The sequence below is a fragment of the Dactylosporangium sp. NPDC005555 genome (assembly GCF_040605635.1).
Classification (GTDB): domain Bacteria; phylum Actinomycetota; class Actinomycetes; order Mycobacteriales; family Micromonosporaceae; genus Dactylosporangium.
Map to the genome: position 1 here is coordinate 40,838 of NZ_JBEXDG010000016.1, position 22,274 is coordinate 63,111.

Genomic DNA, 22,274 nt, shown 5'->3' on the forward strand with positions numbered 1-22,274 from the left:
CTGGACCCGCCCTCGCCCGTCGCCATGATCTGACCGGATCACGGCCGCTGCGACCCGGCCGGTGACTGGAGGTAGTGGCCTCCAGGACCGACCCCGGGCAAACCGCGCGTCGATGCCGTGCCCGGGCGTTATGAAACTGCCACGCGCGGGCGGGGACCGGCTGCCGCGCGCGGCTCATCGTTCTTCGACGGTCCAGCCGGTCTGGTCTGCCCACTGCTCGGCGCGGTCGAGCATGTCGAAGATGAACTCGGTCTTGGCGCGGGTGTAGCGCTCCCGGTCGTCGGCGAAGCGGATGGCGAGGCGGCGCTTCACCTGGGCGTAAGCATCGGCGGCGAGGTCGTGGTTGCGCAGGAAGTCCACGAAGAGCAGCTGGACCCGCTCGTGGGAGGAACCGCGCGACGTGACGTGGACGTGCCTGGTGCGGGGTGGGGCGGCGGGACGGTAGAACGACCAGGAGGCGGCCGGGTCTCGGTGGGCCAGGGCCATCCCGGTCGACTCGACCGCGGGCCGGTAGCCGTCGCGGTCGTGTTCGTCGGCGACGACGACGAGGATGTCGATGACGTTCTTCGCGGCGAGGCCGGGCACCGCCGTGGAGCCGATGTGCTCGATGCGCAGCGCCACAGGGCCGAGGGCGTCGGCCAGCTCGTCGCGGTAATAGGCGAACTTCGCCGGCCAGCCCTGGTCGTATTCGACCAGGTCGAGTGGACCGCCGTAGTCGGCGGCATACTCGGCGGTCATCAGCTCACGCTCCAGTCACTCGCCGTGCGGTCGTCAGTCCGGATCATGGCCGGTCGAGCTGCACAAAACAAGAGGCGAGATGATCGTCGACCATGCCGGTGGCCTGCATGAGGGCATAGGCGGTGGTCGGGCCGACGAACCGGAAGCCGTGCCGCTTCAGGGCCTTGGCCAGGGCTTTGGACTCCTCGGTGGTCGCCGGGACGTCGGCGGAGGTGGCCGGGCGGGTGGGCCTGGGCTCGGGTGCGAAGGACCACAGCAGTTTGGCGAGGCCGCCGGGGAGGTCGGCGGCGGCGCGGGCGTTGGCGACCGCGGCCTCGATCTTCGCCCGGTTGCGCACGATGCCGGTGTCGGTGAGGAGCCGCTCGACGTCGGCCTCGCCGAACTCGGCGACCGTGGCGATGTCGAACCCGGCGAACGCGGCGCGGAACGAGGGGCGCTTGCGCAGGATCGTGATCCACGACAGGCCCGACTGGAACGCCTCGAGGGTGAGCCGCTCATAGAGGCCGTCGTCGTCGCGGACGGGCCGGCCCCACTCCGTGTCGTGATAGACCGCATAGTCGGGCGTGGAGCCACCCCACGGACACCTGGCGAGCCCGTCGTCACCGATCACCACATCAACCACGCCAGGGAATCTACCGCCCGCCTACGACAGTTTCCCCGCCTCGACGAGGCGGGCGAAGCGGCGCAGGGCACCGGTGAGGCTGACCTTGGAGCCGGGCCACAGGACCGGCCAGGCGGCCTTCCCCGCGACCCCGGCCGGCAGGTGGAACCATTCGTGCCAGACGACCTGGGTGCGGGCGGCGCCCAGCGGCGTGCAGCGCAGCACCCCCGGGCCGCGGAGCACCTTGCCGTGGTGCACGACGCGGACCTCGAACGGCGGGTCGACCTTCACCACGCGCATGAGGTCGCGCAGCGCGGCCGGGCCGACCCGGGTGACCGCCTCGATCGTGCTGCCCTCCCCGCCGTCTCCGGTCAGTACCCGCACCTTGGTGAACGGGATCCAGTCGCTCTGGCGGGGCCAGTCGACGAGGGCGGCGAAGACCCGCTCGACGGGTGCCCGGACGATCACCGTCGCGGTCACCTCGCCGGTGCCGGGCTGGGCGACCGCGTCGCCGAACGCCGGATCGGTCACTTCACCACCGGGGAAGGATCGCCCCAGCTGTGCGCGGTGTCGTCCGAGGCGGAGTCCGCGGGCTTGGAGAGGTCGACGACAGGCTCGGCGGCGGGATCGGGTTCGGCGGCGGGGGCGGCCGGGACGTTGGTGCCACCGGCGCCGGTGACCGCGGCCTCGCGGGCGTCGCGGAGCGCGTCGGCGTCCTCCGTGCGCCCGTCGCGCAGGGCCCTGACCTCGGCCTCGAGGACCTGGATCAGCTCCTCCTTGTAGCCGATGTCGTAGCCGGCGCGGCGCAGCGCGGAGTCGACCTGCGCCATCCGGTATCCACGCAGGGCGGTGTCGAAGCGGACGTGTCCGACGTCGCCCTCCACCAGGGGCCGGGAGGACGGCAGGGGCACGGCACGCCCGTCGGGCTCGTGACCTTCGATCCCCGGGTCGTCGCCGGTGATCAACAAGGACACGCCGAACCCGATGGCCCCGACGACCACGGCGGCGATCAACACCAGGAGGAACTCAGCCATAGGGGGAATCGTGGCACGCTGACTTGGCGCGGGCGACCCCGGCACACCCATCAGAAGGAAAGACGGAGGATCCATGATGTTTCGGCTGGGCGGCCGGCAGTTCACCGACGGTGACTATGCGGTGATGGCGATCGTGAACCGGACCCCGGACTCGTTCTTCGACAAGGGTGCGACCTTCGCCGAGGACGCCGCGCTGCGGGCGGTGGAGGTGGCGGTCGGCGAGGGCGCGGACATCATCGACATCGGCGGGGTGAAGGCCGGCCCGGGCAGCACCGTGGACGCCGCGGAGGAGCTGCGCCGCACGCTGCCGACGGTCGCGAAGGTCCGGGAGCGCTTCCCCGACGTGGTCATCTCCATCGACACGTGGCGGGCGGAGGTGGCCCGGGAGGTCATCGCCGCCGGCGCGGATCTGATCAACGACACGTGGGCGGGCGCGGACCCGCGGCTGGCGGAGGTCGCCGCGGAGACGGGCGCCGGCCTGGTGTGCTCGCACGCGGGCGGGCTGACCCCGAGGACCCGGCCGCACCGGGCGGCATTCTCCGATCCCGTCGAGGATGTCGTACGCACGGTGACGGCCCTCGCCGAGCGGGCGGTCGCGCTGGGCGTGCGCAGGGACGGCATCCTCATCGATCCGGCGCACGACTTCGGGAAGAACACCCGGCACTCGCTCGCCATCACCAACCGGCTCGACGAGATGACGGCGACCGGCTGGCCGGTGCTCGTGGCGCTGTCGAACAAGGACTTCATCGGCGAGACCCTCGACCTGCCGGTCGGCGAGCGCCTGGAGGGCACCCTGGCGGCGACGGCGGTGTCGGCGTGGCTGGGCGCCCGGGTCTTCCGGGCGCACCAGGTGCGGGCGACCCGCCGGGTCCTGGACACGGTCGCGGCGATCAGAGGCGACCGCCAGCCGTCGGTGGCCCGCCGCGGCCTCGCCTGAGCGATCAGGTCCAGCGCAGGATGCGCTTGCGCCACGCGTACAGGATGCCGAGCGCCAGGACCGCCACGAAGATCGCCATCTCGATGACGGCGGCCGCCCCGAACTCGGGCCGGTCGAAGATCACGGCCCACGGGAACAGGAACACACTCTCCACCGCGAACAGCGCGTACAGGAATGCGTACACGTAGTAGCGGATCTGCGCCTGCGCCCAGTCGCCGCCCACCGGGTCAAGCCCGCATTCGTACGTGTCGAACTTCGCTGCGGTCGCCCCGCTGTCAGCCGATCGGCGCGGCCCTAGCAGCCGAGCAGCCGTAAAGGCCGCGACGAAAACGCCCGCACCGACCAGAAGCAGGAGGCCGAGCGTCGCATAACCACCCAGATAGCCACTCACAACACGCACCGTACCCGCATAGTTACGAACTCCGAGATGCCGAAAACCGGAACTTGTCTAGATAATGGGCTTCCTTGTCCAACAGCAAGCAAGCGGACCTCCGCCGAGATACGAGGACACCTCCATGGAAGCACCCGCGCGCCGCCGCGCCCGGCTTCGTGCTGCCTTCGTCGCCCTGAGCGCCGTCTGCTCGCTGCTGTTCACGCTCTCCCCGGCCGCGTACGCGGAGCCGGATCCGGAGCAGTCGACCACCGCGCCGACGGACCCTCCGGTCACCACCGACCCGCCGCCGCCGACCGTGGAGCCCACGACCCAGGCGCCGCCGCCGCCGACGACCGAGGCACCGCCGCCGGCGCCGAAGGTCCGCAAGTTCGGCATGACCGTCAGCGACGTCGTCCTCGGCGACGGCTACTGGCAGGGTGACGGCTCGTCCAAGCTGGTCGTCTCGGTGCAGAACCTCGGCGAGATCGCGGAGACCATCACCGGCTTCTACACGTTCCCCAGCGGCACCCGCCCGACCGGCGGCTACGGCACCGACGGCTGCACGACCAGCAACGGCACGCTGAGCTTCTCCTGCCCGCTCGATCCGGGCAAGATCGGCCACGTCGTGGTCAACGTCGACGTCGCGCCGGACGCGTGGCGGCTGACCGGCGCCGGCAACGTCACCGCGGTGATGGAGAACTTCCCGCAGAAAGTGCGAAATTTCTCAGTCACCTTCAGCACCAAGCCTCCGGTGCCCGGCATCGAGTTGACAACCGACCACCTGACGCTCCCGGCGCAGGCCTCGCCGCACGCGGAGAACGCGACGCTGCAGGTCAGACTCCGCAACACCGGCTCGGCGAAGGCCGCCGCCGCGGTCGAGGTGGTCACCCCGCCGGGCGTCGACCTGGTGTCGCTGTCGAGCGCCTGCAAGACGAAGAAGAAGATCTCGCCGGAGCGGGACCGGTGTGAGCTGGGCGACGTCGCCGCGGGCAAGGACGTCTCGGCGAGCTTCGTGCTGTCGATCAGCGCCTCCGCCCGCGCCGAGGTGCCGCTCACCGGCGCCGTCCACGGCTACCTGGCCCCGATCGGCCGGGACGCGATCGAGACCCGCGCCGACTACAGGATCAGCGGGCCGCCCCTGGCGGGCGAGTCGCCGCTGCCCACCGAGGCTCCGGCGTCGCCGGCGGCCGTGGCGGTCCGCACCACCACCGACCCGGCCAGGCCGCGCTCCTCCGGCGGCATCCTGACCAGCGAGCAGCTGTCCAGCCTGCCGTTCGTGGGCGGGATCATCGGACTCGTCGCGCTGGTCGGTTTCCTGGTCGTGTTCTCCCTGCGCCGCCGCCTGCGCGACGAGTCCGAGGCGCAGCAGGAAGCCGCCGCGAGCGCCGACGAGTCGCTGGTGACGGTGCCGGCGCAGCGCGGGAGTGACGAAGATCTACCGCCGCTGCCGCAGCGCTCCCCGATCCCCAGGTCGCTGACGTTGCCGAGGCTGCCCAGCGGCCCTGTGGCCGGGTCCGGCTTCCGGGAGCCCGAGGAATAAGCGCAGAATAGTGGAGTTTGCACGATTCGGCGCCAGCCGCACAAATCTGGGATCCGACCTACATAAGCAACTGCGCCCACGGCGGGCGCGGACCTTCGACGTACCCTCTGAGTGTCAGGAAGGATCGGCCGGCTCGACGATGTCGTCGCACCACCGCATCCCCGCTCCGCCGGCTTAACAGGAGGTCAGCTCACGTGACCAAGCAGGTCCGCCAGCTGGATCGAGTGGTCATCAGGTTCGCTGGCGACTCCGGCGACGGCATGCAGCTCACCGGTGACCGCTTCACGTCGGAAACCGCGCAGCTCGGCAACGACATCTCGACCTTGCCCAACTTCCCCGCGGAGATCCGCGCGCCCGCCGGCACCCTACCGGGCGTGTCGAGTTTCCAGGTCCATTTCGCCGACTTCGACATCCTGACGCCGGGTGACGCGCCCAACGTCCTGGTGGCGATGAACCCCGCGGCGCTCAAGGCCAACCTCGGCGACCTGCCCAAGGGCGCCTCGATCATCGTCAACACCGACGAGTTCACGAAGCGCAACCTCGCGAAGGTCGGCTACGCCGCCAACCCGCTCGAGGACGGCTCCCTCGAGGGCTGGGCCGTCGCGCCGGTCGGGCTCACGTCGATGACGGTGAAGGCCCTGGAATCGCACGGCGTGTCGAAGAAGGACGCCGAGCGGGCCAAGAACATGTTCGCGCTCGGCCTGCTGTCGTGGATGTACTCGCGGCCGCACGAGTCGACGCTGCGGTTCCTGGAGCGCAAGTTCGCCGCCCGGCCGGAGCTCGTCGCCGCCAACATCGCCGCCTTCACCGCCGGGTGGAACTTCGGCGAGACGACCGAGACGTTCGCGGTCCGGTATGAGGTGAAGCCGGCGAAGATGACCGCCGGCAACTACCGCAACATCACCGGCAACGCCGCGCTCGCGCTCGGTGTCGTCGCCGCCGGGGTGCGAGCGGACCTGCCGGTCTTTCTCGGCGCCTACCCGATCACCCCGGCGTCGGACATCCTGCACGAGCTGAGCAAGCACAAGAAGTTCGGCGTGACCACGGTCCAGGCCGAGGATGAGATCGCCGCGATCGGCGTGGCCCTCGGCGCCTCCTACGGCGGCTCGCTGGGCGTGACGACCACGTCGGGCCCGGGTGTCGCGCTGAAGGGCGAGACCATCTCCCTCGCCGTCGCGCTGGAGCTGCCGCTGCTCATCATCGACGTGCAGCGGGCCGGTCCGTCCACGGGCCTGCCGACGAAGACCGAGCAGGCCGACCTCAACATGGCGCTGTTCGGCCGGCACGGCGAGGCGCCGGTCGCGGTCGTCGCGCCGCGCTCCCCCGCCGACTGTTTCGACGCCGCGATCGAGGCCGCCAGGATCGCGCTGACCTACCGCACCCCGGTCATCCTGCTCTCCGACGGGTACATCGCCAACGGCTCCGAGCCGTGGCGGCTGCCCGAGGTATCGGAGCTGCCGGACCTGCGCACCGAGTTCGCGACCGAGCCCAACGGCGAGGACGGCACGACGTTCCTGCCGTATCTGCGCGACCCGGTGACCCTGGCCCGCCCGTGGGCGGTGCCCGGCACGCCCGGCCTGGAGCACCGCATCGGCGGCCTGGAGAAGGCCGACAAGACCGGTGACATCTCCTACGACCCGGCCAACCACGACTTCATGGTCCGCACCCGCGCGGCGCGGATCGAGGGCATCGAGGTGCCCGACGTCGAGGTCGAGGACCCGGACGGCGCCGCCCGCGTGCTGGTGCTCGGCTGGGGCTCCACCTTCGGCCCGATCGGCGCCGCCGCCCGGGCGCTGCGCCAGCGGGGCCTGCCGATCGCGCAGGCGCACCTGCGGCACCTGTCGCCGATGCCGAAGAACCTCGGCGCGGTCCTCGCCGCCTACGACAAGGTCGTCATCCCCGAGATGAACCTCGGCCAGCTGGCCGGGGTCATCCGCTCGAAGTTCCTGATCGACGCGATCGCGTACAACCAGGTCCGCGGCCTGCCCTTCACCGCCGCGGAGCTGGAGTCGGTGCTGGAGGAAGTGGTCAAGAATGCCTGAGGCGCTCAAGCTGACGACGAAGGACTTCAAGTCCGACCAGGAGGTGCGCTGGTGCCCCGGCTGCGGGGACTACGCGATCCTGGCCGCGGTCCAGTCGTTCATGCCCGAGCTCAACATCCCGCGCGAGCGGATCGTGTTCGTCTCCGGCATCGGCTGCTCGTCGCGCTTCCCGTACTACATGAACACCTACGGCATGCACTCGATCCACGGCCGCGCACCGGCGATCGCGAGCGGCCTGTCGGTGTCCCGCCCTGACCTGTCGGTGTGGGTGGTGACCGGCGACGGTGACGCGCTGTCGATCGGCGGCAACCACCTGATCCACGCGCTGCGCCGCAACGTCAACCTGAAGATCCTGCTGTTCAACAACCGGATCTACGGCCTGACCAAGGGGCAGTACTCGCCGACGTCCGAGATCGGCAAGGTCACCAAGTCGACGCCGGCGGGTTCGGCGGACTCGCCGTTCAACCCGATCTCCCTGGCGCTGGGCGCGGAGGCGAGCTTCGTCGCCCGCACCATCGACTCGGACCGCAAGCACCTGCAGTCGGTGCTGCGGGCCGCGGCCGAGCACCGCGGGTCGGCGTTCGTGGAGATCTACCAGAACTGCAACATCTTCAACGACAACGCGTTCGAGGTCCTGAAGGACCCGTCCACCAGGGACGACTTCACGATCCGCCTCGAGCACGGGCAGCCGATCACGTTCGGCAAGGACGGCGAGTGGGCGGTGACGCACCCGCCCGGCGGCTTCGGCCTGTCGGTGGTGCCGACCGCGTCGGCGGCGCCGGGCGAGATCGTCGTGCACGACCAGTCGGTCGCCGAGCCGGCGTACGCGTTCGCGCTGTCCCGGCTGCCGGGCCTCGACCTGCGCAACACGCCGATCGGGGTGTTCCGCTCCGTCGAGCGGCCGGCCTACGACGACCTGGTCCGCGACCAGCTCACCGCAGCGAAGGCCAAGGTGAAGGGCACCCCCGAGGAGGAGCTCGGCGCCCTGCTCAACAGCGGCGACACCTGGACGATTCTCTAGGCAACCGCAGAAGGATCCGATGCGTCAGAAGAGGTAGCACACCGATCACGTCGGTGAGCCCTCCCTGAGGTGGGATGGCAGGTCAGTGGGGCAACCCCCCGCCGGACCTGCCATTCCATCTGCGAATGCCTATTCGGCGGCGGAGAAGCGGATCGAGCCGGCCACCAGGTCGGGGTGCTCGATCGTCAGCGCGAGGGCCACGGACTCCTCCAGGCCCAGCGCGGCGCCGGCGACGTAGGCGTCGTCGAAGTCCGCGTCGCCCATCGAGGCGCGTAGCGCCGCCTGCTGCTCCGTCCAGTACGTGCCGAAACCCCCGGCGGAGCAGCGCAACCGGACTCTGGCCGCCTGCGCGGCGCCGAACAGCCGGGCCGCGGTGCCGGTCTCCCCGGCCATGCGGCAGCGCACCGCGATCGCCATCAGCGTCTCGCAGACCCGCAGGTGGAAGCCGAAGCTCATGCGCGACCGCAGCGCGACGATCAGGTGGTCGTGCGCCGCGACCAGGTCGCCGCGGGACAGCGCGACGAGCCCGAGGAGCATGTCGACCGTGCGCCGGCCGCGCTCCATCGGTCGCGAGTTCTCCAGGGTACGAGCCGATGCCAGCAGGTCGGCCGCCTCGTCGAGCGCGCCCCGGCGCCAGAGCAGCTGGGCGAGCGCGTAGACGGCGAAGAGGGTCTCCCCGGCGACGCCCTGCTCGTCGGCGAGGGCGATGACCTCCCGGCAGGAGCGTTCGGCCTCGTCGAAGCGGCCCAGGTCCAGCAGCGGCGCGCCCCGCCCGGCGAGGACCCGCGCGATGAGCCCGGGGTCGCCGGCCCGCCGGGCGGCCGCCTCGGCCCGCTGGGAGAAGCGCAGCTCCTCGACGGTCTCCCCGTCGGCTCCGGCGTGCAGGGAGTGCAGGTGATAGGCGGCGGCCAGCTCCGCGTCGGGGACGGGCTCTCCGGTCGCGCTGATCCGCTCGTACAGGCGGAACAGCCACATGCGTCCCTCCCGGACGAGGCCGCGCTCCCGCCACCACTGGTCCAGCGCCCCGGCGACGGCGAGGCCCTGGCGGGCGCTGCCACGGGTGACGGTCCAGTGCAGGGCGGCCCGCAGCTCGTCGGCGAGCGGGTCGAGCGTGTACAGCGACAGGGTGACGGGCCGCCCGTCGGCGTCGAGGTAGGCGTCGTGGGCGGCCTGCAGGCACCAGGCGACGTGCCGCTCCCGGGCCTGCTCCTCCTCGCCGGCCTCGACGAGCAGCCGGGCGGCGTACGCGCGGATCGGGTCGAGCATCCGGTAGGTGGCGTTCGTCGCACCGGCCTCGGCCTGCAGCAGCGACTTGTCGACGAGGGTGGCCAGGGGGTCGAGGGGGTCGCCGTCGTGCAGCCATTCGATCGCGGGCAGGTCGACGGGGCTGGCGAAGACCGACAGCCGGCGCAGCAGCCGGGCGGCGCGGTCGTCGAGCGTCCGGTAGGACCAGTCGACCGCGGCCTGCATGGTGCGGTGCCGGTTGCTCGGCGCGTCGGCGTCGGCGGCCACGCTGCGCCCGGCGTCCAGCGTGCCGAGCACGTCGTCGATGCGGGCCGCCAGCTGCGCGGCGGACAGCAGCCGCAGCCGGGCCGCGGCGAGCTCCAGGGCGAGCGGCAGCCCTTCCAGGGCCTCGGCGACGCGGGTGAGCTGGGCGATGTCGCCGGGCTCGACGGGCCGCCCGCCCCGGGCGGCGGAGGCCCGGTCGACGAGCAGGGCGACGGCGTCGCTGAAGCCTCCGCCGCTGGCCGCCTCGACCGACAGCGGCGGGATCCGCCAGACGACCTCGCCGGGCAGGCCGAGCGGCTCGCGGCTGGTCGCCAGGACGGTGATCGCCGGCCCGGCGGACAGCAGCCTCGACACGAGCCGCCGGGCCGCGGGCAGCTGCGCGTCGGAGGTGTCGAGCAGGATCAGCATCCGCCGGTCGCGGGCGTGGTCGGCGAGGGTCTGGATGACGGGCCGGCCCGGCTCGGGGCGCAGCCCGACCGCGGCGGCCACGGCGACGTCGACGAGGTCACTGGTGGCCACGGCGCTGAGGTCGGCGAACCAGACCCCGTCGCGGAACCGCTCGACCAGCTCACCGGCGGCCTCGACGGCGAGGCGGGTCTTCCCCGCGCCGCCGGCGCCGACGACGGTGACGATGCGGTGTGTGCCGATGAGGTCGCGCACGGCGGCGCGCTCGGTGGCCCGGCCGATGAACCGGGTGGTCTGCACCGGCAGGTTGTGGGCGGGCGCGTCGATGGTGCGCGGCCGGGGGAACTGGCGGTCTAGGCCGGGCGCGACCAGCTGGAAGATCCGCTCGCAGCCGTCGAAGCCGCGCAGCCGGTGCAGGCCCAGGTCGAGCAGGAACGCCTCGCCGCCGGGGCCGCCGCTGTCGCTGAGGTCACCGACGCGGGCGGCGGTGGCCGCGGAGCACAGCACCTGGCCGCCGTGGGCGGCGGCGGCGACGCGGGCCGCGCGGTGCACCTCGGGCGAGGTGTACTCGCCGCCGTAGGGCTCGGCGAAGCCGGTGTGCAGGCCCATGCGGACCTTCGGCCGGCCGTCGGTGCCGTCGGCCGCGGTCGGCCAGTCGTGGGCGGCGAGCTCGCGCTGCGCCTCGACGCACGCGGTGAGCGCGGCGCCGGCGTCCGCGAACGCGACGAAAAGAGAGTCACCCTCGGTGAAGAGTTCGACACCTTCCGCTTTGGACAGTGCGCGGCGGATCACCTGCCGGTGCTCCTGGAGCACCGGCCGATACCCCGTCCCGAGCATCTGGGCCAGTCGAGTCGAGCCCTCGATGTCGGTGAACAGGAATGTCACCAGCCCGCTGGGCAGATGCGTCCGCGCCGACACGTGAAACCTCCGCCTCCCTTTTCAGGCGTGACCCATATTTCCCCACCCATGGGTCACGCGCATCGTAGAAACGGTCCCCACCGGTCGGCCTCAAGGTCGAACAGATGCCGGTCTGCGACCGTCCAAGCAGGTCAGCAAGCATACGGGGGTAAAGCTCGAGTGGGTTTCGCGTGACGTAACGAGAACGTGACCGACAGAGTTGTGGCACGCAAGGCCACAACATCAAAGCCGTACGGCGACTATGACGAAACCGACCCGTAACAATGGCATCAACAACCGCACGAGCCGCCGCAACATCCGCCACCAGAAGGACGCTGCGGGGCACCCGCGGCGTTGACACCGCCCACCGCGACGGTCGACAGCAGCTTCACCGTGTCGTCGTGGCCCGACGGACACGCGGCGTTCGCGTTGGCTTCACTCATCGGGCGCTGGACTTCGAACGTGTCGCCGCAGGCCCTGCACCGGTACTCGTAACGAGGCATCCCCACAGGTTAGGCGACGGTGACACGCGAGCGGGAATTCGGAATACTCGACGGTGTGGCACAGAAGCACGGTCCCGAGCCCAGCGAGCAGCGACCCACCACAGTGGACACACTCTCGGTGACCGCGATTCGTTCACCCACGCCTGATGAGGCGGACTCACCATCGAATCACGGTAGAAAAGCGGTGGATCTGGTCAAATCGACGTCACCGAAGGTGCCTATGCAGCGGCACGTGCCGAAGCACGCGGCCAAGGATCCCGCCGACGGCGCCGCCGTGGTGGACGTCCTGCAGACCCGGCCGCCGCGCTTCGAGGGCCTGCGGGTCTGGCTGCGCCGGCCCTCCGGCCGCGCGGTCGCCGCCGGACTCGCCCTCGCGCTGGTCCTCGGTGCCGCGTTCGCCTCAGGCCGGTTCCTGGTCCCGGCGGTGTCCGAGCCGCGGGCCGGCAGCTCCGCCCCGCCGCCACCGTCGGCGACGCCCGGCGCGATCGAGACCGGCGAGGCACCCGTGCCGCAGCAGCCGCCCACGACGTTCGCCCCGCCGCCCGGCACCAAGGAGCGCCCCTCCGACGTCCTGGCCGCGTGGGCCGGTCCGCGCGCGGTGAAGCTGAACATCCCGCCGGTGGCCATGCAGGCGTATGGCTACGCGGAGCTGATCACGGCGCGCACCACACCCGGATGCAAGCTGACCTGGACCACGCTCGCCGGCATCGCGAAGATCGAGTCGGACCACGGCAGGACCAACGGCTCGCTCGTGCAGGAGGACGGCAAGTCGGTGCCGCCGATCATCGGCCCGCCGCTGGACGGGCAGAGCAACCGGCAGGCGATCGCGGACACCGACGGCGGCCAGATCGACACCGACAAGACCTGGGACCGCGCGGTCGGGCCGATGCAGTTCCTGCCGAGCACCTGGAAGCAGTTCGGCGTGGACGCCGACGCCGACGGGGTGACCGACGTCAACGACATCGACGACGCGTCCCTGACCGCCGCCGTCTACCTGTGCTCCGGTGGCCGTGACCTCTCCACGGTGGAGGGCTGGAACGCCGCCATCCACGCGTACAACATCCCGGAGGAGTACCGCACATCGGTGTTCAACGCCACGAATGACTACGGCCGGCGCGACCGTACGGGGTAGATGAAGGCCACGCTCTGCGGCGCGGTACTTCCGCTGAGCCACAAAGGTAGGCAAGCTTGACTCCGTGATGGTGCGCGAGTGGGACCCAGGGACCGCGTCCGCGGCCGAGCTCGAGGCGGTGCTGCGGGCGCTGAACGAGATCGTGGCGTTCGACATGCCGGAGGACCCACCGTGGCGTGACGTCAAGTTCCGGGAATACCTCGCGGTGACGATGCCCGGCGAGCGACGCACATCGTGGCTGGCCGTGGACTCCTCCGGTGAGGTGCTCGGACACGCGAGCCTGCTCGCGCTGGAGGAGATCGGGGTGCTGGAGCTGTCGGTGCGCCCGGCGGCGCGCCGCGGTCACGTCGGCACCGCCCTGCTCGCGGCGGTCGCCCGCCGCGCCGCCGAGGAGGGCTTCGAGTCCGTCGGCGTCGAGGTGATCGGCGGCACCCCGAGCATCAAGTTCTTCGAGTCGTTCGGCTTCGACTGCGCGTTCATCGAGCAGCGCAACCTGCTGGACCTCGGCGGCGTCGACTGGCTGCGGCTGGGCGAGATGGCCGCCGGCATCGGCGCGGGCTACCGGGTCGAGTACTACCCGGGCGGCCCGCCGGAGCAGCACTACGCGGGCTACGCGGCGGCGAAGGAGGCGGCCCGGGCCGCGGTCGTGGAGGACCTGGCGCTGCGCCCGAGCTCCTATGACGCGGAGCGGCTGCGGGCCAGCCTGGGGACGCTGCACGCGCGCGGCCTGAAGCCCTACATCGTGCTCGCGGTGCACGAGGCGACGGACACGATCGCCGGCCTCACCGAGGTCGTGGTGCCCGCGCAGCGGCCGACCCGCGCCGACCAGTACGACACCATCGAGGTGCCCACACACCGCGGCTACGGCATCAGCCGGGCGATCAAGGCCAGGATGCTGTTCGAGCTGCGCGCCGCCGAGCCGCACCTGCTGGACGTGCAGACGTGGAACGCGACGGAGAACGAGCCGCTGCTGAAGGTCAACGCGGAGCTCGGCTTCAAGCCCGACCGTGAGTGGCGCGAGTACGACGCCGACGTCATCGACCTGCTGCGCCGCCTCAAGTAGTCGGATCAGCCAGGTACCCAGGGGCCTTGGACAAAGGTCCCCAAGTGGTCGAAACACGCACACGACGAGGGCCCCGGGGACTGCCCCGGGGCCCTCATCAGCGGCGGTCCGTTACGGAAGGATCCACTTCTGGTTCGCGGGCGGGCCGGCGACGCAGGTCCACAGGTGCACGACGGTGCTGTCCGCGGAGTTGTTGCCGGACACGTCGAGGCACTTGCCCGACTGCGGGTTGCGCAGCGTGCCGTCGGCGTTCGGCGCCCAGTTCTGCGCACCGGAGCCGTTGCACGTCCACAGCTGGATCTTCGTACCGTCGGCGCTGCCGCCACCGGAGATGTCCAGGCACTTGCCGAGCGCCCGCAGGGTCTGGCCGTTGCGGGTCCAGGTCTGCGCACTCGAGTTGTTGCAGGTGTAGATCTGGATCTGGGTGCCGTCGGCGGTGCCGCTGGAGCGGACGTCGAGGCACTTGCCGGCGAGACCCTTGATCGGGCCCACCCCGGTCGGCGGTGTCGAGGTCTTCACGAACGTGATGTCGTCGACGTCGAACAGGCCGGTGCCGGTGCCGGTGAACGTGAGGAAGATGTTCGCGTTGCCCGACGGGACGCCGGACAGCGTGGTCGTCACGTTGGCGTAGGTGTCCCAGCTGCCGGTGTTCGGCACGTTGACGGTGCCGAGGATCGTGCCGGTCTGGGAACCGTTGCGGATCTGGATCTGGCCGCCCGCGCCGCCGGACACGACCCGCGCCCGGAAGGACGTGGCGCCGCCGACATTGACGTTGTTGTAGCCGGCCCAGTCGCCCGGGTCGATGTAACCGAGGGTCTGGCCGTTGTTGGCGCCCGCCTTGGTGAAGGCCTGCGCGCCGTTGACGGAGGTGAACGACTCCGCCTGCACGGTCACGTCGGTCGGCTGCGGGTTGGTGCCCAGGTCCTTGATCCGCACGTTGCGGAACGAGGCGGTGTCGCCGGTGCCGTGGTTCTGGATGCCGATGTACCCGTCGAGGTTGCGGTTCGGGTCGGCGTTGGTGAAGTCGTTGATCTGGGTGCCGTTGAGGTACACCCGGATCCGCTGGCCCTCGACCAGCAGCTCGTAGGTGTTCCATTCGCCGGCCGGGTTGAGCGCCGCGTCGCGGGCCGCGATGTCCGCGGACTTGAACGTGTAGATGGCGCCCGTGGTGCGGTCGGCGGCGTCGGTCGCGTCGATCTGGATCTCGTACCCCTGGTTGACGGCGACCCACGGGTCGGTGCCGGGGTTCGGGAAGCCGACGAAGATGCCGGAGTTGCTGTCGCCGGTGAGCCGCCAGTCCGCCTTCAGCGAGTACGAGGTGTACTGCTTCGCGCTGTACCAGAACAGGCCCATGCCGCCGACGGAGGTCAGCGTGGCGTCGGTGTTGCTGAAGCTGCCGGGGCCGGCCTGCGACCAGCCGGTCGTGGAGCCGTTGTAGATCGCGGTGTAGCCGCTCTCCGACCGGCAGTCGGCCTTGGCACGCTTCGAGGCGTACCGGATGCCGCCGAGGAGCTCGTTGCGGAAGTTGCCGTCCGCGTACGACTCCTGGGTGTGCCCGAAGCCGGTGTAGAACGAGCGGCCGCTGTCGATCGTCTTGCACCAGGTGATCGGGTGGTCCGCGCCCATCGAGCCGCCGGAGTAGGACGACTCGTCGAGCGTGGCCAGGACGCGCGCGTTGGTGCGCGGGTTGGTCTGGTAGTTGTACAGCTCGTCGGTGCGGGTCCAGGTCTGCGGCAGGTGCGCCGTCGCCGGGTGGGCCCGGTTCTCGGTCTTCGAGTTGACCTGCTGGATCGCCGGGTGCGATGCGAACCAGGCGCCGACGAGGTTGCCGTAGAACGGCCAGCTGTATTCGGTGTCGGCGGCCGCGTGGACGCCGACGTAACCGCCGCCGCCGCGCACGTACGACTCGAACGCGGTCTGCTGGGTGTCGTTGAGGACGTCGCCCGTGGTGTTCAGGAAGACGACGGTCTCGTACTGCGCGAGGTTGCCGGTGGTGAACGCGGCGGCGTCCTCGGTGGCCGTGACGGTGAAGTTGTTCGCCGCGCCCAGCTGCTGGATCGCGGTGACGCCGGCCGGGATGGCGTCGTGCCGGAAGCCGGCGGTCTTGGAGAACACGAGCACGTCGTAGGGCGCGTCGGCGGCGACGGCCGGGGTGGCGGCGGAAAGGGTGCCGGCGGCGAGGGCGATGGCGGCGCCCGCTCCGGCGAGAATTCTGCGCACGGAATCTCCTTAGCAGGGAGGGAGGCGCCCGTGTGGCGGCACGGGCGCCCGATCACCTCGTTAGGGCAGGGTCCACTTCTGGTTGGCGCCGGTGCCACACGTCCACAGGTGGACGATCGTGCTGTCCGCGGAGTTGTTGCCGGACACGTCGAGGCACTTGCCCGACTGCGGGTTGCGCAGCGTGCCGTCGGCGTTCGGCGCCCAGTTCTGCGCACCGGAGCCGTTGCACGTCCACAGCTGGATCTTCGTACCGTCGGCGCTGCCGCCACCGGAGATGTCCAGGCACTTGCCGAGCGACTGGAGCGTCTGACCGGAGCGGGTCCAGGTCTGCGCGTTGGTGCCGTTGCAGGTGTACAGCTGGATCTGCGTACCGTCGGCGGTCGCTGCGCCGCGCACGTCGAGGCACTTGCCGGCCAGACCCTTCACCGGCCCGATGCCGCCGCTGCTGGTCGTGAACGTGAAGCTGTCCAGGTCCAGCAGGGCGGCGGTGCCGGTGCCGGCGAACGTCACGTAGAGCGACGTGGTGCCGGCGGGCGCCCCGCTGATCGGAGCGGTGACCGTCGTGAACGTCTCCCACGAGCCCGTGACCGGGATCGTCGCGGAGCCGATGATCGTGCCCGTCGGCGAGCCGGTGCGGAACTGCACGGTGCCGCCGGTGCCACCGGACGACGCCCGCACGGCCACCGAGGTGGCGTTGTTCAGCTTGTACGGGTCGAACTGGATCCAGTCGCCGTTGTTGATGTCGCCGACCGTCTTGCCGCCCTCGGCCGTCGTCTTGGTGAACTGGTTGATGCCCGAGCTGGTCTTGTAGTGCTCGGCCTGCCGCTTGCGCGGCTGCAGGATGTTCTGCGCGTGGACGGTCAGCCCGCCGTTGTCGGTGTACTGCGCGTCGAAGATCGGGAAGATGTTCGCCGCGTCGTCGTGCTCACCGTCGACGGGGATGTTGATCGTGCCGGTGCAGCCGGTCTGCGAGGTGATCTGGTGGGCGTGCTGGTCGTGACCGAGCACGTAGGTCATGGTGATCCGCGAGCAGGCGATCGTGCCGTCCTCGGGGTCGCTGACCGTGACGCTCCACGGCACGCTGTCGCCGAAGGACACCAGCTGCCCGGACGCCGGCGCGTTGATGGTGACCGTCGGCGCGGTGTTGCCGACGCTGATCAGCACGCTGGACGTGGCGGGGGCGTTCTGGTTGTCCCGCACCGTCAGGGTCGCGGTGTAGGTGCCGTTGGTGTTGTAGGTGTACGACGGGTTGGCGGCGGTCGAGTCCTGGGTGCCGTTGCCGTCGAAGTCCCACGAGTAGGTCAGCGGCCCGCCCTCGGGGTCGCTGGACCCGGCGGAGGAGAACGTCACCGCGAGCGGCGCCGCACCGGAGGTCTTGTTCGCGCCGGCGACCGCGGTCGGGGCGCGGTTGCCGCCGCCGACGTAGTCGTAGCGGTACAGGGCCGAGTTGGCGTCGCCGTTGAAGTAGCCGGTGCCGTAGTCCAGGACGTACAGCGAGCCGTCGGGGCCGAACTGCATGTCCATGACCTGCTTGCCGCCCCACGGGAACGTGTCGATCGCGCCGCGGCTGCCGTCGCTGTTGACGACGATCGGCTTGATCCACCCGCGCCCGAACTCACCGGCGAAGAACATGCCGTTGAACGCGGCCGGGAACTTCGTCGCCGACGGGTTCGCGGCGTCGTAGCGGTACACCGGGCCGCCCATCGGCGACTCGGAGCCGCCGCCGAACTCGGCCGGGGAGCCGGAGTCGCCGCCGTACTTGATCCAGGCCGGGCGCGCCGCGGGCAGCGTGGTCTGGCCGGTGTTGCGGAACGAGTTGTTCGTCGGGCCGCCGGCGCAGTTGTACTTGGCGCCGGTGGTGCCGTTGGAGAAGTTCCACTCGTTGTAGATCTCGGTGCTGGTGTTCGAGCCGGTGCAGTACGGCCAGCCGTAGTTGCCCGGCGACGTGATCCGGTTGAACTCGACCTGCCCGGACGGGCCGCGGTTGGCGTCGGTGGTGCCTGCGTCGGGGCCGTAGTCGCCCACGTAGACGATGCCGGTGGCCTTGTCGACGCTCATCCGGAACGGGTTGCGGAAGCCCATCGCGTAGATCTCGGGCCGGGTGTTGGCGGTGCCCGGCGCGAACAGGTTGCCCGACGGGACGCTGTACGTGCCGTTGGCGTTGACCTTGATCCGCAGGATCTTGCCCCGCAGGTCGTTGGTGTTGCCCGCGGACCGCTGCGCGTCGTACGCCGGGTTGCGGTTCGTCCGCTCATCCAGCGGCGAGTAGCCCGCGGAGTCGAACGGGTTGGAGTCGTCACCGGTCGACAGGTACAGGTTGCCGGCCGCGTCGAAGTCGATGTCGCCGCCGACGTGGCAGCAGATGCCCCGGTTGGCGGGCACGTCCAGGACGTCGACCTGGCTGCTCATGTTGACGGTGAAGTTCGCGTTGAGCGTGAACCGGGAGAGGCGGTTGACCCCGGTCCAGGTGGCCCAGTCGGTGGCGGTGCCGGTGGCCGGCGCGTCGCCCGCGGGGGTGCTCAGCGGGGGCGCGTAGTACAGGTAGATGTAGCGGTTCGTGGCGAAGTTCGGGTCTGCCGCGACGCCCTGCAGGCCTTCCTCGTCGTGCTGGTAGACGGGGATGTTGGCGATCACGCTCGTGGTGCCGTTGGCGTCGGTCCGGCGCAGCGTGCCGTTGCGGGCGGTGTGCAGGACCGAGCGGTCGGGCAGGACCGAGATGGTCAGCGGCTCGCCGACCTCGGGCTCACCCTTGGCGAGCGTGACCTGCTGGAAGTCGGCCGCGTTGATCGCCGCCGCCGCGGGCGCGGCCTGGACGACCAGGGCGCTGACGCTCGCCGAGACAAGAAGCAGAGCGGCACCCATCGTCCGCCATCGATGACGTGAGGGTTGTTGGTTCATTGTGGTCCCTTCCCTGACTGAACGTGCCAGGCAGGGCGCGCGCCGCCGCGCCGGATGCCGTGAGCCTCCGTGACGCCGGGATGCTCGTCGATGTGCCCGCTGCCGGCGGATACATTGACGAAACACTCCAGTGTCGTGCAGGACACACTAAGAGCTTCGAACCAACCTGTCCACACTTTCCGATGCCTTGGCATGAACTTTCGCTGGCCTAACCAAAAGTCACCGTTTCATTGCGGCCGAACGATGCAGTATGGTGGATGTCCGGGCCGACAAGAAATTTGGTCGGTGGGTGTAGGCTCAGGTTTGGAAGGAGCGCCGGGACCGGCCCGGTCGCGTGCCGGCTCAGCAGGTCTGGCGCCAGGCGTCGAGGTCTTCCTTCTTCTTCATCGACGAGAAGCGCAGGGCGGTGGTCTTGGGGCAGAACTTGGCGGTGTCGACGTCGTATTCGACGTGGAAGACGGGCTTGCCGGCGGCGATGAAGACCTTGAGGGTGTCGCACTCGTCGTAGTGGGCGCATTCCTCGTTGACCGCGAAGTCGAACGCGGGCGCCAGCGCCTCGGCCTGTTCGACGTCGTTCTTCAGGCCGACGGCGAGGCCGAGGCCGTGGGCGAGGTCGGCGACCCGGCGGTTGAAGGTGAGCTGATCCTCGGCGGTGAGCGGGAAGCCGCTGTTGTTGGCGTAGCCGTCGACGTTGTCGGGTTCGACGGCGTCGAAGCCCTTGTCCTTGCACATCTTGAAGCGCGCGGCCAGCAGCGGCTCCAGGGTGTCCCAGCGGCGGATGTCGAGCCACTTCTCCCCCGGCCAGCCCTCCAGGCCCTTGCCGCGCACCGATTCGGGGAAGTTGCCGGCGTCGGCGCGGAAGTCCTCGTGGGCGCCGGCGTTGACGTAGCAGATGACGCGGCGACCGGCCGCCTTCAGGCGAGCGACGTCCGCGGCGGACGTGGTGACGGCGTCGACGTCGTACACGTCGGCGGCCACCGACGTGTCGAGGGTGCCCGTCAGCTGCCACTGCCAGGTGACCCCGACCGCGGGCTTCCACCAGCCGGCGGGGGCGGGTGGCGGGGAAGACGAAGCAGCGGGCGGGGACGCCGGGCCGAGACCGCCGAGGCCGGACGGGGGGACGGCGGCGGTCTTCGGGGTGCCGCGGCCCTCGTCCGGGTCGTCGTCGCCGGTGGTCGTGCAGGCGGCGGCGTACAGGACGGTCAGCAGGACCAGTCCGCACAGGGCGAAGCGGAGCCGCCGGCCGGTCACCGTGCCGCCGCCCGCTCGCGCACGACCGTCGGGATGCCCTCGTACGGCAGGGGGGCGACGAGGTCGGTGACGAGGCCGTGCGGGGCCCGCGAGAGCAGCAGGGCGGTGGCGGCGCCGAGGCGTTCGGTGGGAACGCCGTAGACGAGGTGCGCCGCGTTCGGCCAGTCGCGGCCGTCGGGCAGCCCGTACGCCGGCGGGGCGTCCACATAGGACTCCCAGGGGCCTTCGAAGGTGCACACGACGTCGGCGAGGTCGGCGTAGCCGGGCAGGCACCTGGTGCCGGGGTTGAGGACCACCGATCCGCGCACCGCCCGCACCACCTGTGTCACGTAGGCCAGGCCGGCCGCGTCCGCCGGCACCTGATCGAAGAAGATACCGCCGACCGGATACCGCGCCCAGCCGACGATGTCGCACCAGACCTCCCCGTTGGCGCGACGGCCGTAGTCGAGGTCGACGTAGCCGAGCATGCGGACGCCGCTGCGGTGCAGGCGGGCGGTCGCGACGGCGTACACCTCGTCGCGGTCGGCGCCGCCGGGGCCGTTGTGGACGTTGACGATCGCGGTGGGGCGTTCGGTGCTGCGGCACAGCGCCTCCCACGCGTCGGGGTCGGCGAGGGGGTGGACGTACATCGGCAGGAGCATCATCGGTAACTCTCCGGGTCACGCAGGACGAGCGCCGCGACGGCGAGGCCGGGGAGGCCGGCTCCGAGCAGGGTCGCGACGGCGAGGGTTTCGGTGAACGTGGGTGCCACGTGCACGAGTGCGGGTGCCCAGTGCCCAACGCCCGCGACGAGCAGGGTCGGCCACCAGACGACGAGGGCGGCGGTGCCGGCCCGGCCGTGCGCGGCGAGGACGAGGCACAGCGCGTACACACCGGTGAGCAGGATCGCGGCGGCGAGGGATTGTCCGCCGGGTCCGGCGACGCCGAGCCAGACGGCGCCGGCGATCGCGGCGCCGAGCGCGACGGGGACGCACAGGACGGCGACGGTGCCTTTGCTGATCCGGGCGAGCCGCCGGTCGAACGCGCCCCGGTCGGCGAGGACGGCACGGGCGTACGCGATGCGCCGCTGATGCCAGACCAGCGTCAGCTCGATCAGGGGGACCCCGACGAGCAGGGGCACGGCCTCGACGGGCACCCGGTGGGGTGCGATCCCGTCGAGGGCGACGGCCCGCAGCAGCGCGGCCTGGCCGGTGCCGACGAGGCCGTAGAGCAGGGCGTAGCCGATGTCGCCGCGCCACGACCGCCATCGTCGCCACGGCATCCGGCCGCTGACGTCGGCGCCGAGGACGGGGCGGAACGCGACGGCGAGCAGGGCCGCGACCCCGCACAGCAGCGCGGTCACCGCCCACCGGCCGGAGCCGAGGGCGACGAACGCGGTGGCGATCCAGCAGGGCGCGGCGGCGGCGAGGACGACGCGTTCGCGGCCGGTGACGAGGGCGACGGCGGCGACCGCGAACAACGCGAGTTGCACGGCGGCGATGGTGTACGCCCGTAGGCCGTTGCCGGCGAGTGCGAGCGACCACAGGGCGGCGACGCTGAGGAACCCGGCGCCGAGGAGGCGGGCGGCGGCGGTGACGCCCCGCTCGGACAGTGCCCGGTAGCCGAGGTATGACAGGGCCTGTCCGCCGCCCCAGCCGAGCAGGAGCGTGCCGGTGGTGGCGAGTTGCGGCGCGCCGTCGACCTCGGTGGCGGCGCCGAGCCCGATCGCCAGGGGGGTCAGGTAGATCGCGGCCCGGGTGAGCGTGTCGGTGACGACGGCGCGTGGTGTGGGGCCGTCTTCCGGCGGTGTCGACTGGACGACGGTGTGTGCGGTGTCGATGGTGCGGGCGACGACGCGTCCGGCGAGTGCGAAGACCGACGGCAGCCCGTATTCGCGGTCGGCGACGCGGTCGTTGATGCCGTTGGCTTCGAGGATCGCGGCGACCTCGTCGACGTCGACGGCGCTGACGCAGTCTTCCAGCATCCGGTCGGCGAGGGCGGCGACGGGGTCGGTGGAGACCCGCCCGACGAACCGCAGCGGTTCGCCGCGGTCCAGCAGCGGTGGCCGGGCCCGCCGCTGCGTCGGCACCATGAGCAGCGAGTCAGCGCTCATGCGGGCACCGCTTTCCGG

General features: G+C 71.1%; 18 protein-coding genes. 6 read left to right on the forward strand and 12 right to left on the reverse strand.

Annotated features, from left to right (window positions below; all coding sequences use genetic code 11):
- Positions 1–174: 174 nt before the first annotated feature.
- From ABZS58_RS19885 to ABZS58_RS19900, 4 genes are read right to left on the reverse strand one after another with little or no spacing between them, the layout of a single operon-like run.
- On the reverse strand, positions 175–738 hold the full coding sequence (locus ABZS58_RS19885) for a GrpB family protein (protein WP_354783415.1): 564 nt from the start codon (positions 736–738) through the stop codon (positions 175–177).
- Positions 739–781: 43 nt separating this feature from the next.
- On the reverse strand, positions 782–1,360 hold the full coding sequence (locus tag ABZS58_RS19890; protein ID WP_354783417.1) for a DNA-3-methyladenine glycosylase I: 579 nt from the start codon (positions 1,358–1,360) through the stop codon (positions 782–784).
- Positions 1,361–1,381: 21 nt separating this feature from the next.
- Complete coding sequence (locus ABZS58_RS19895; protein WP_354783419.1) at positions 1,382–1,870, reverse strand: SRPBCC family protein; 489 nt, start codon at positions 1,868–1,870, stop codon at positions 1,382–1,384.
- Positions 1,867–2,373, reverse strand: a complete 507-nt coding sequence (locus ABZS58_RS19900; protein WP_354783421.1) for a DivIVA domain-containing protein — start codon at positions 2,371–2,373, stop codon at positions 1,867–1,869. Before ABZS58_RS19900 ends, ABZS58_RS19895 begins: the two co-directional genes overlap by 4 nt.
- Positions 2,374–2,446: 73 nt before the next feature.
- Here ABZS58_RS19900 and folP point away from each other — a divergent pair, with 73 nt between their 5' ends.
- A complete protein-coding gene (folP, locus tag ABZS58_RS19905; RefSeq protein WP_354783423.1) occupies positions 2,447–3,310 on the forward strand; it encodes a dihydropteroate synthase in 864 nt (287 codons plus the stop codon).
- Between the two features lie 4 nt (positions 3,311–3,314).
- Here the strand turns inward: folP and ABZS58_RS19910 are convergent, their stop codons facing one another.
- The gene (locus tag ABZS58_RS19910; RefSeq protein WP_354783425.1) at positions 3,315–3,701 is read right to left on the reverse strand and encodes an NADH-quinone oxidoreductase subunit A; all 387 of its coding nucleotides are present in this window, start codon (positions 3,699–3,701) and stop codon (positions 3,315–3,317) included.
- Positions 3,702–3,825: 124 nt separating this feature from the next.
- Between ABZS58_RS19910 and ABZS58_RS19915 the strand changes: the two genes are divergently transcribed.
- The 3 genes from ABZS58_RS19915 (at position 3,826) to ABZS58_RS19925 (ending at position 8,286) form a co-directional block, all read left to right on the forward strand.
- Positions 3,826–5,223, forward strand: coding sequence for a hypothetical protein (locus ABZS58_RS19915; protein ID WP_354783427.1), 1,398 nt, complete (start codon positions 3,826–3,828; stop codon positions 5,221–5,223).
- A 194-nt stretch (positions 5,224–5,417) separates the two neighbouring features.
- Positions 5,418–7,265 carry a 2-oxoacid:acceptor oxidoreductase subunit alpha gene (locus ABZS58_RS19920; RefSeq protein WP_354783429.1) on the forward strand — a complete coding sequence of 616 codons (1,848 nt, stop codon included), beginning with the start codon at positions 5,418–5,420 and terminating at the stop codon, positions 7,263–7,265.
- Entirely contained in the window at positions 7,258–8,286 is a 1,029-nt protein-coding gene (locus tag ABZS58_RS19925; protein ID WP_354783431.1) for a 2-oxoacid:ferredoxin oxidoreductase subunit beta, read from the forward strand. Before ABZS58_RS19920 ends, ABZS58_RS19925 begins: the two co-directional genes overlap by 8 nt.
- A gap of 129 nt (positions 8,287–8,415) precedes the next feature.
- On the opposite strand, the gene ABZS58_RS19930 is transcribed toward ABZS58_RS19925, so the two are convergent.
- Positions 8,416–11,118 carry an adenylate/guanylate cyclase domain-containing protein gene (locus ABZS58_RS19930; protein WP_354783433.1) on the reverse strand — a complete coding sequence of 901 codons (2,703 nt, stop codon included), beginning with the start codon at positions 11,116–11,118 and terminating at the stop codon, positions 8,416–8,418.
- 269 nt (positions 11,119–11,387) lie between these two features.
- The gene (locus ABZS58_RS19935) at positions 11,388–11,600 is read right to left on the reverse strand and encodes a zinc ribbon domain-containing protein (RefSeq protein ID WP_354783435.1); all 213 of its coding nucleotides are present in this window, start codon (positions 11,598–11,600) and stop codon (positions 11,388–11,390) included.
- A 232-nt stretch (positions 11,601–11,832) separates the two neighbouring features.
- Here ABZS58_RS19935 and ABZS58_RS19940 point away from each other — a divergent pair, with 232 nt between their 5' ends.
- Both ABZS58_RS19940 and ABZS58_RS19945 read left to right on the forward strand, forming a co-directional pair.
- On the forward strand, positions 11,833–12,732 hold the full coding sequence (locus ABZS58_RS19940) for a lytic murein transglycosylase (protein ID WP_354783437.1): 900 nt from the start codon (positions 11,833–11,835) through the stop codon (positions 12,730–12,732).
- Positions 12,733–12,799: 67 nt separating this feature from the next.
- Positions 12,800–13,795 carry a GNAT family N-acetyltransferase gene (locus tag ABZS58_RS19945; RefSeq protein ID WP_354783637.1) on the forward strand — a complete coding sequence of 332 codons (996 nt, stop codon included), beginning with the start codon at positions 12,800–12,802 and terminating at the stop codon, positions 13,793–13,795.
- A gap of 111 nt (positions 13,796–13,906) precedes the next feature.
- On the opposite strand, the gene ABZS58_RS19950 is transcribed toward ABZS58_RS19945, so the two are convergent.
- From ABZS58_RS19950 to ABZS58_RS19970, 5 genes are all read right to left on the reverse strand, one after another.
- Positions 13,907–16,006, reverse strand: coding sequence for a ThuA domain-containing protein (locus tag ABZS58_RS19950; RefSeq protein ID WP_354783639.1), 2,100 nt, complete (start codon positions 16,004–16,006; stop codon positions 13,907–13,909).
- A 69-nt stretch (positions 16,007–16,075) separates the two neighbouring features.
- The gene (locus tag ABZS58_RS19955) at positions 16,076–18,877 is read right to left on the reverse strand and encodes a PQQ-dependent sugar dehydrogenase (protein ID WP_354783439.1); all 2,802 of its coding nucleotides are present in this window, start codon (positions 18,875–18,877) and stop codon (positions 16,076–16,078) included.
- A gap of 378 nt (positions 18,878–19,255) precedes the next feature.
- Positions 19,256–20,164 (reverse strand): endo alpha-1,4 polygalactosaminidase, encoded by a 909-nt coding sequence (locus ABZS58_RS19960; protein WP_354783441.1) that lies wholly within the window; start codon positions 20,162–20,164, stop codon positions 19,256–19,258.
- On the reverse strand, positions 20,161–20,808 hold the full coding sequence (locus ABZS58_RS19965; RefSeq protein ID WP_354783443.1) for a spherulation-specific family 4 protein: 648 nt from the start codon (positions 20,806–20,808) through the stop codon (positions 20,161–20,163). The genes ABZS58_RS19960 and ABZS58_RS19965 overlap by 4 nt, the downstream gene beginning before the upstream one ends.
- Positions 20,805–22,256 carry a hypothetical protein gene (locus ABZS58_RS19970; RefSeq protein ID WP_354783445.1) on the reverse strand — a complete coding sequence of 484 codons (1,452 nt, stop codon included), beginning with the start codon at positions 22,254–22,256 and terminating at the stop codon, positions 20,805–20,807. The genes ABZS58_RS19965 and ABZS58_RS19970 overlap by 4 nt, the downstream gene beginning before the upstream one ends.
- Between the last annotated feature and the right edge of the window lie 18 nt (positions 22,257–22,274).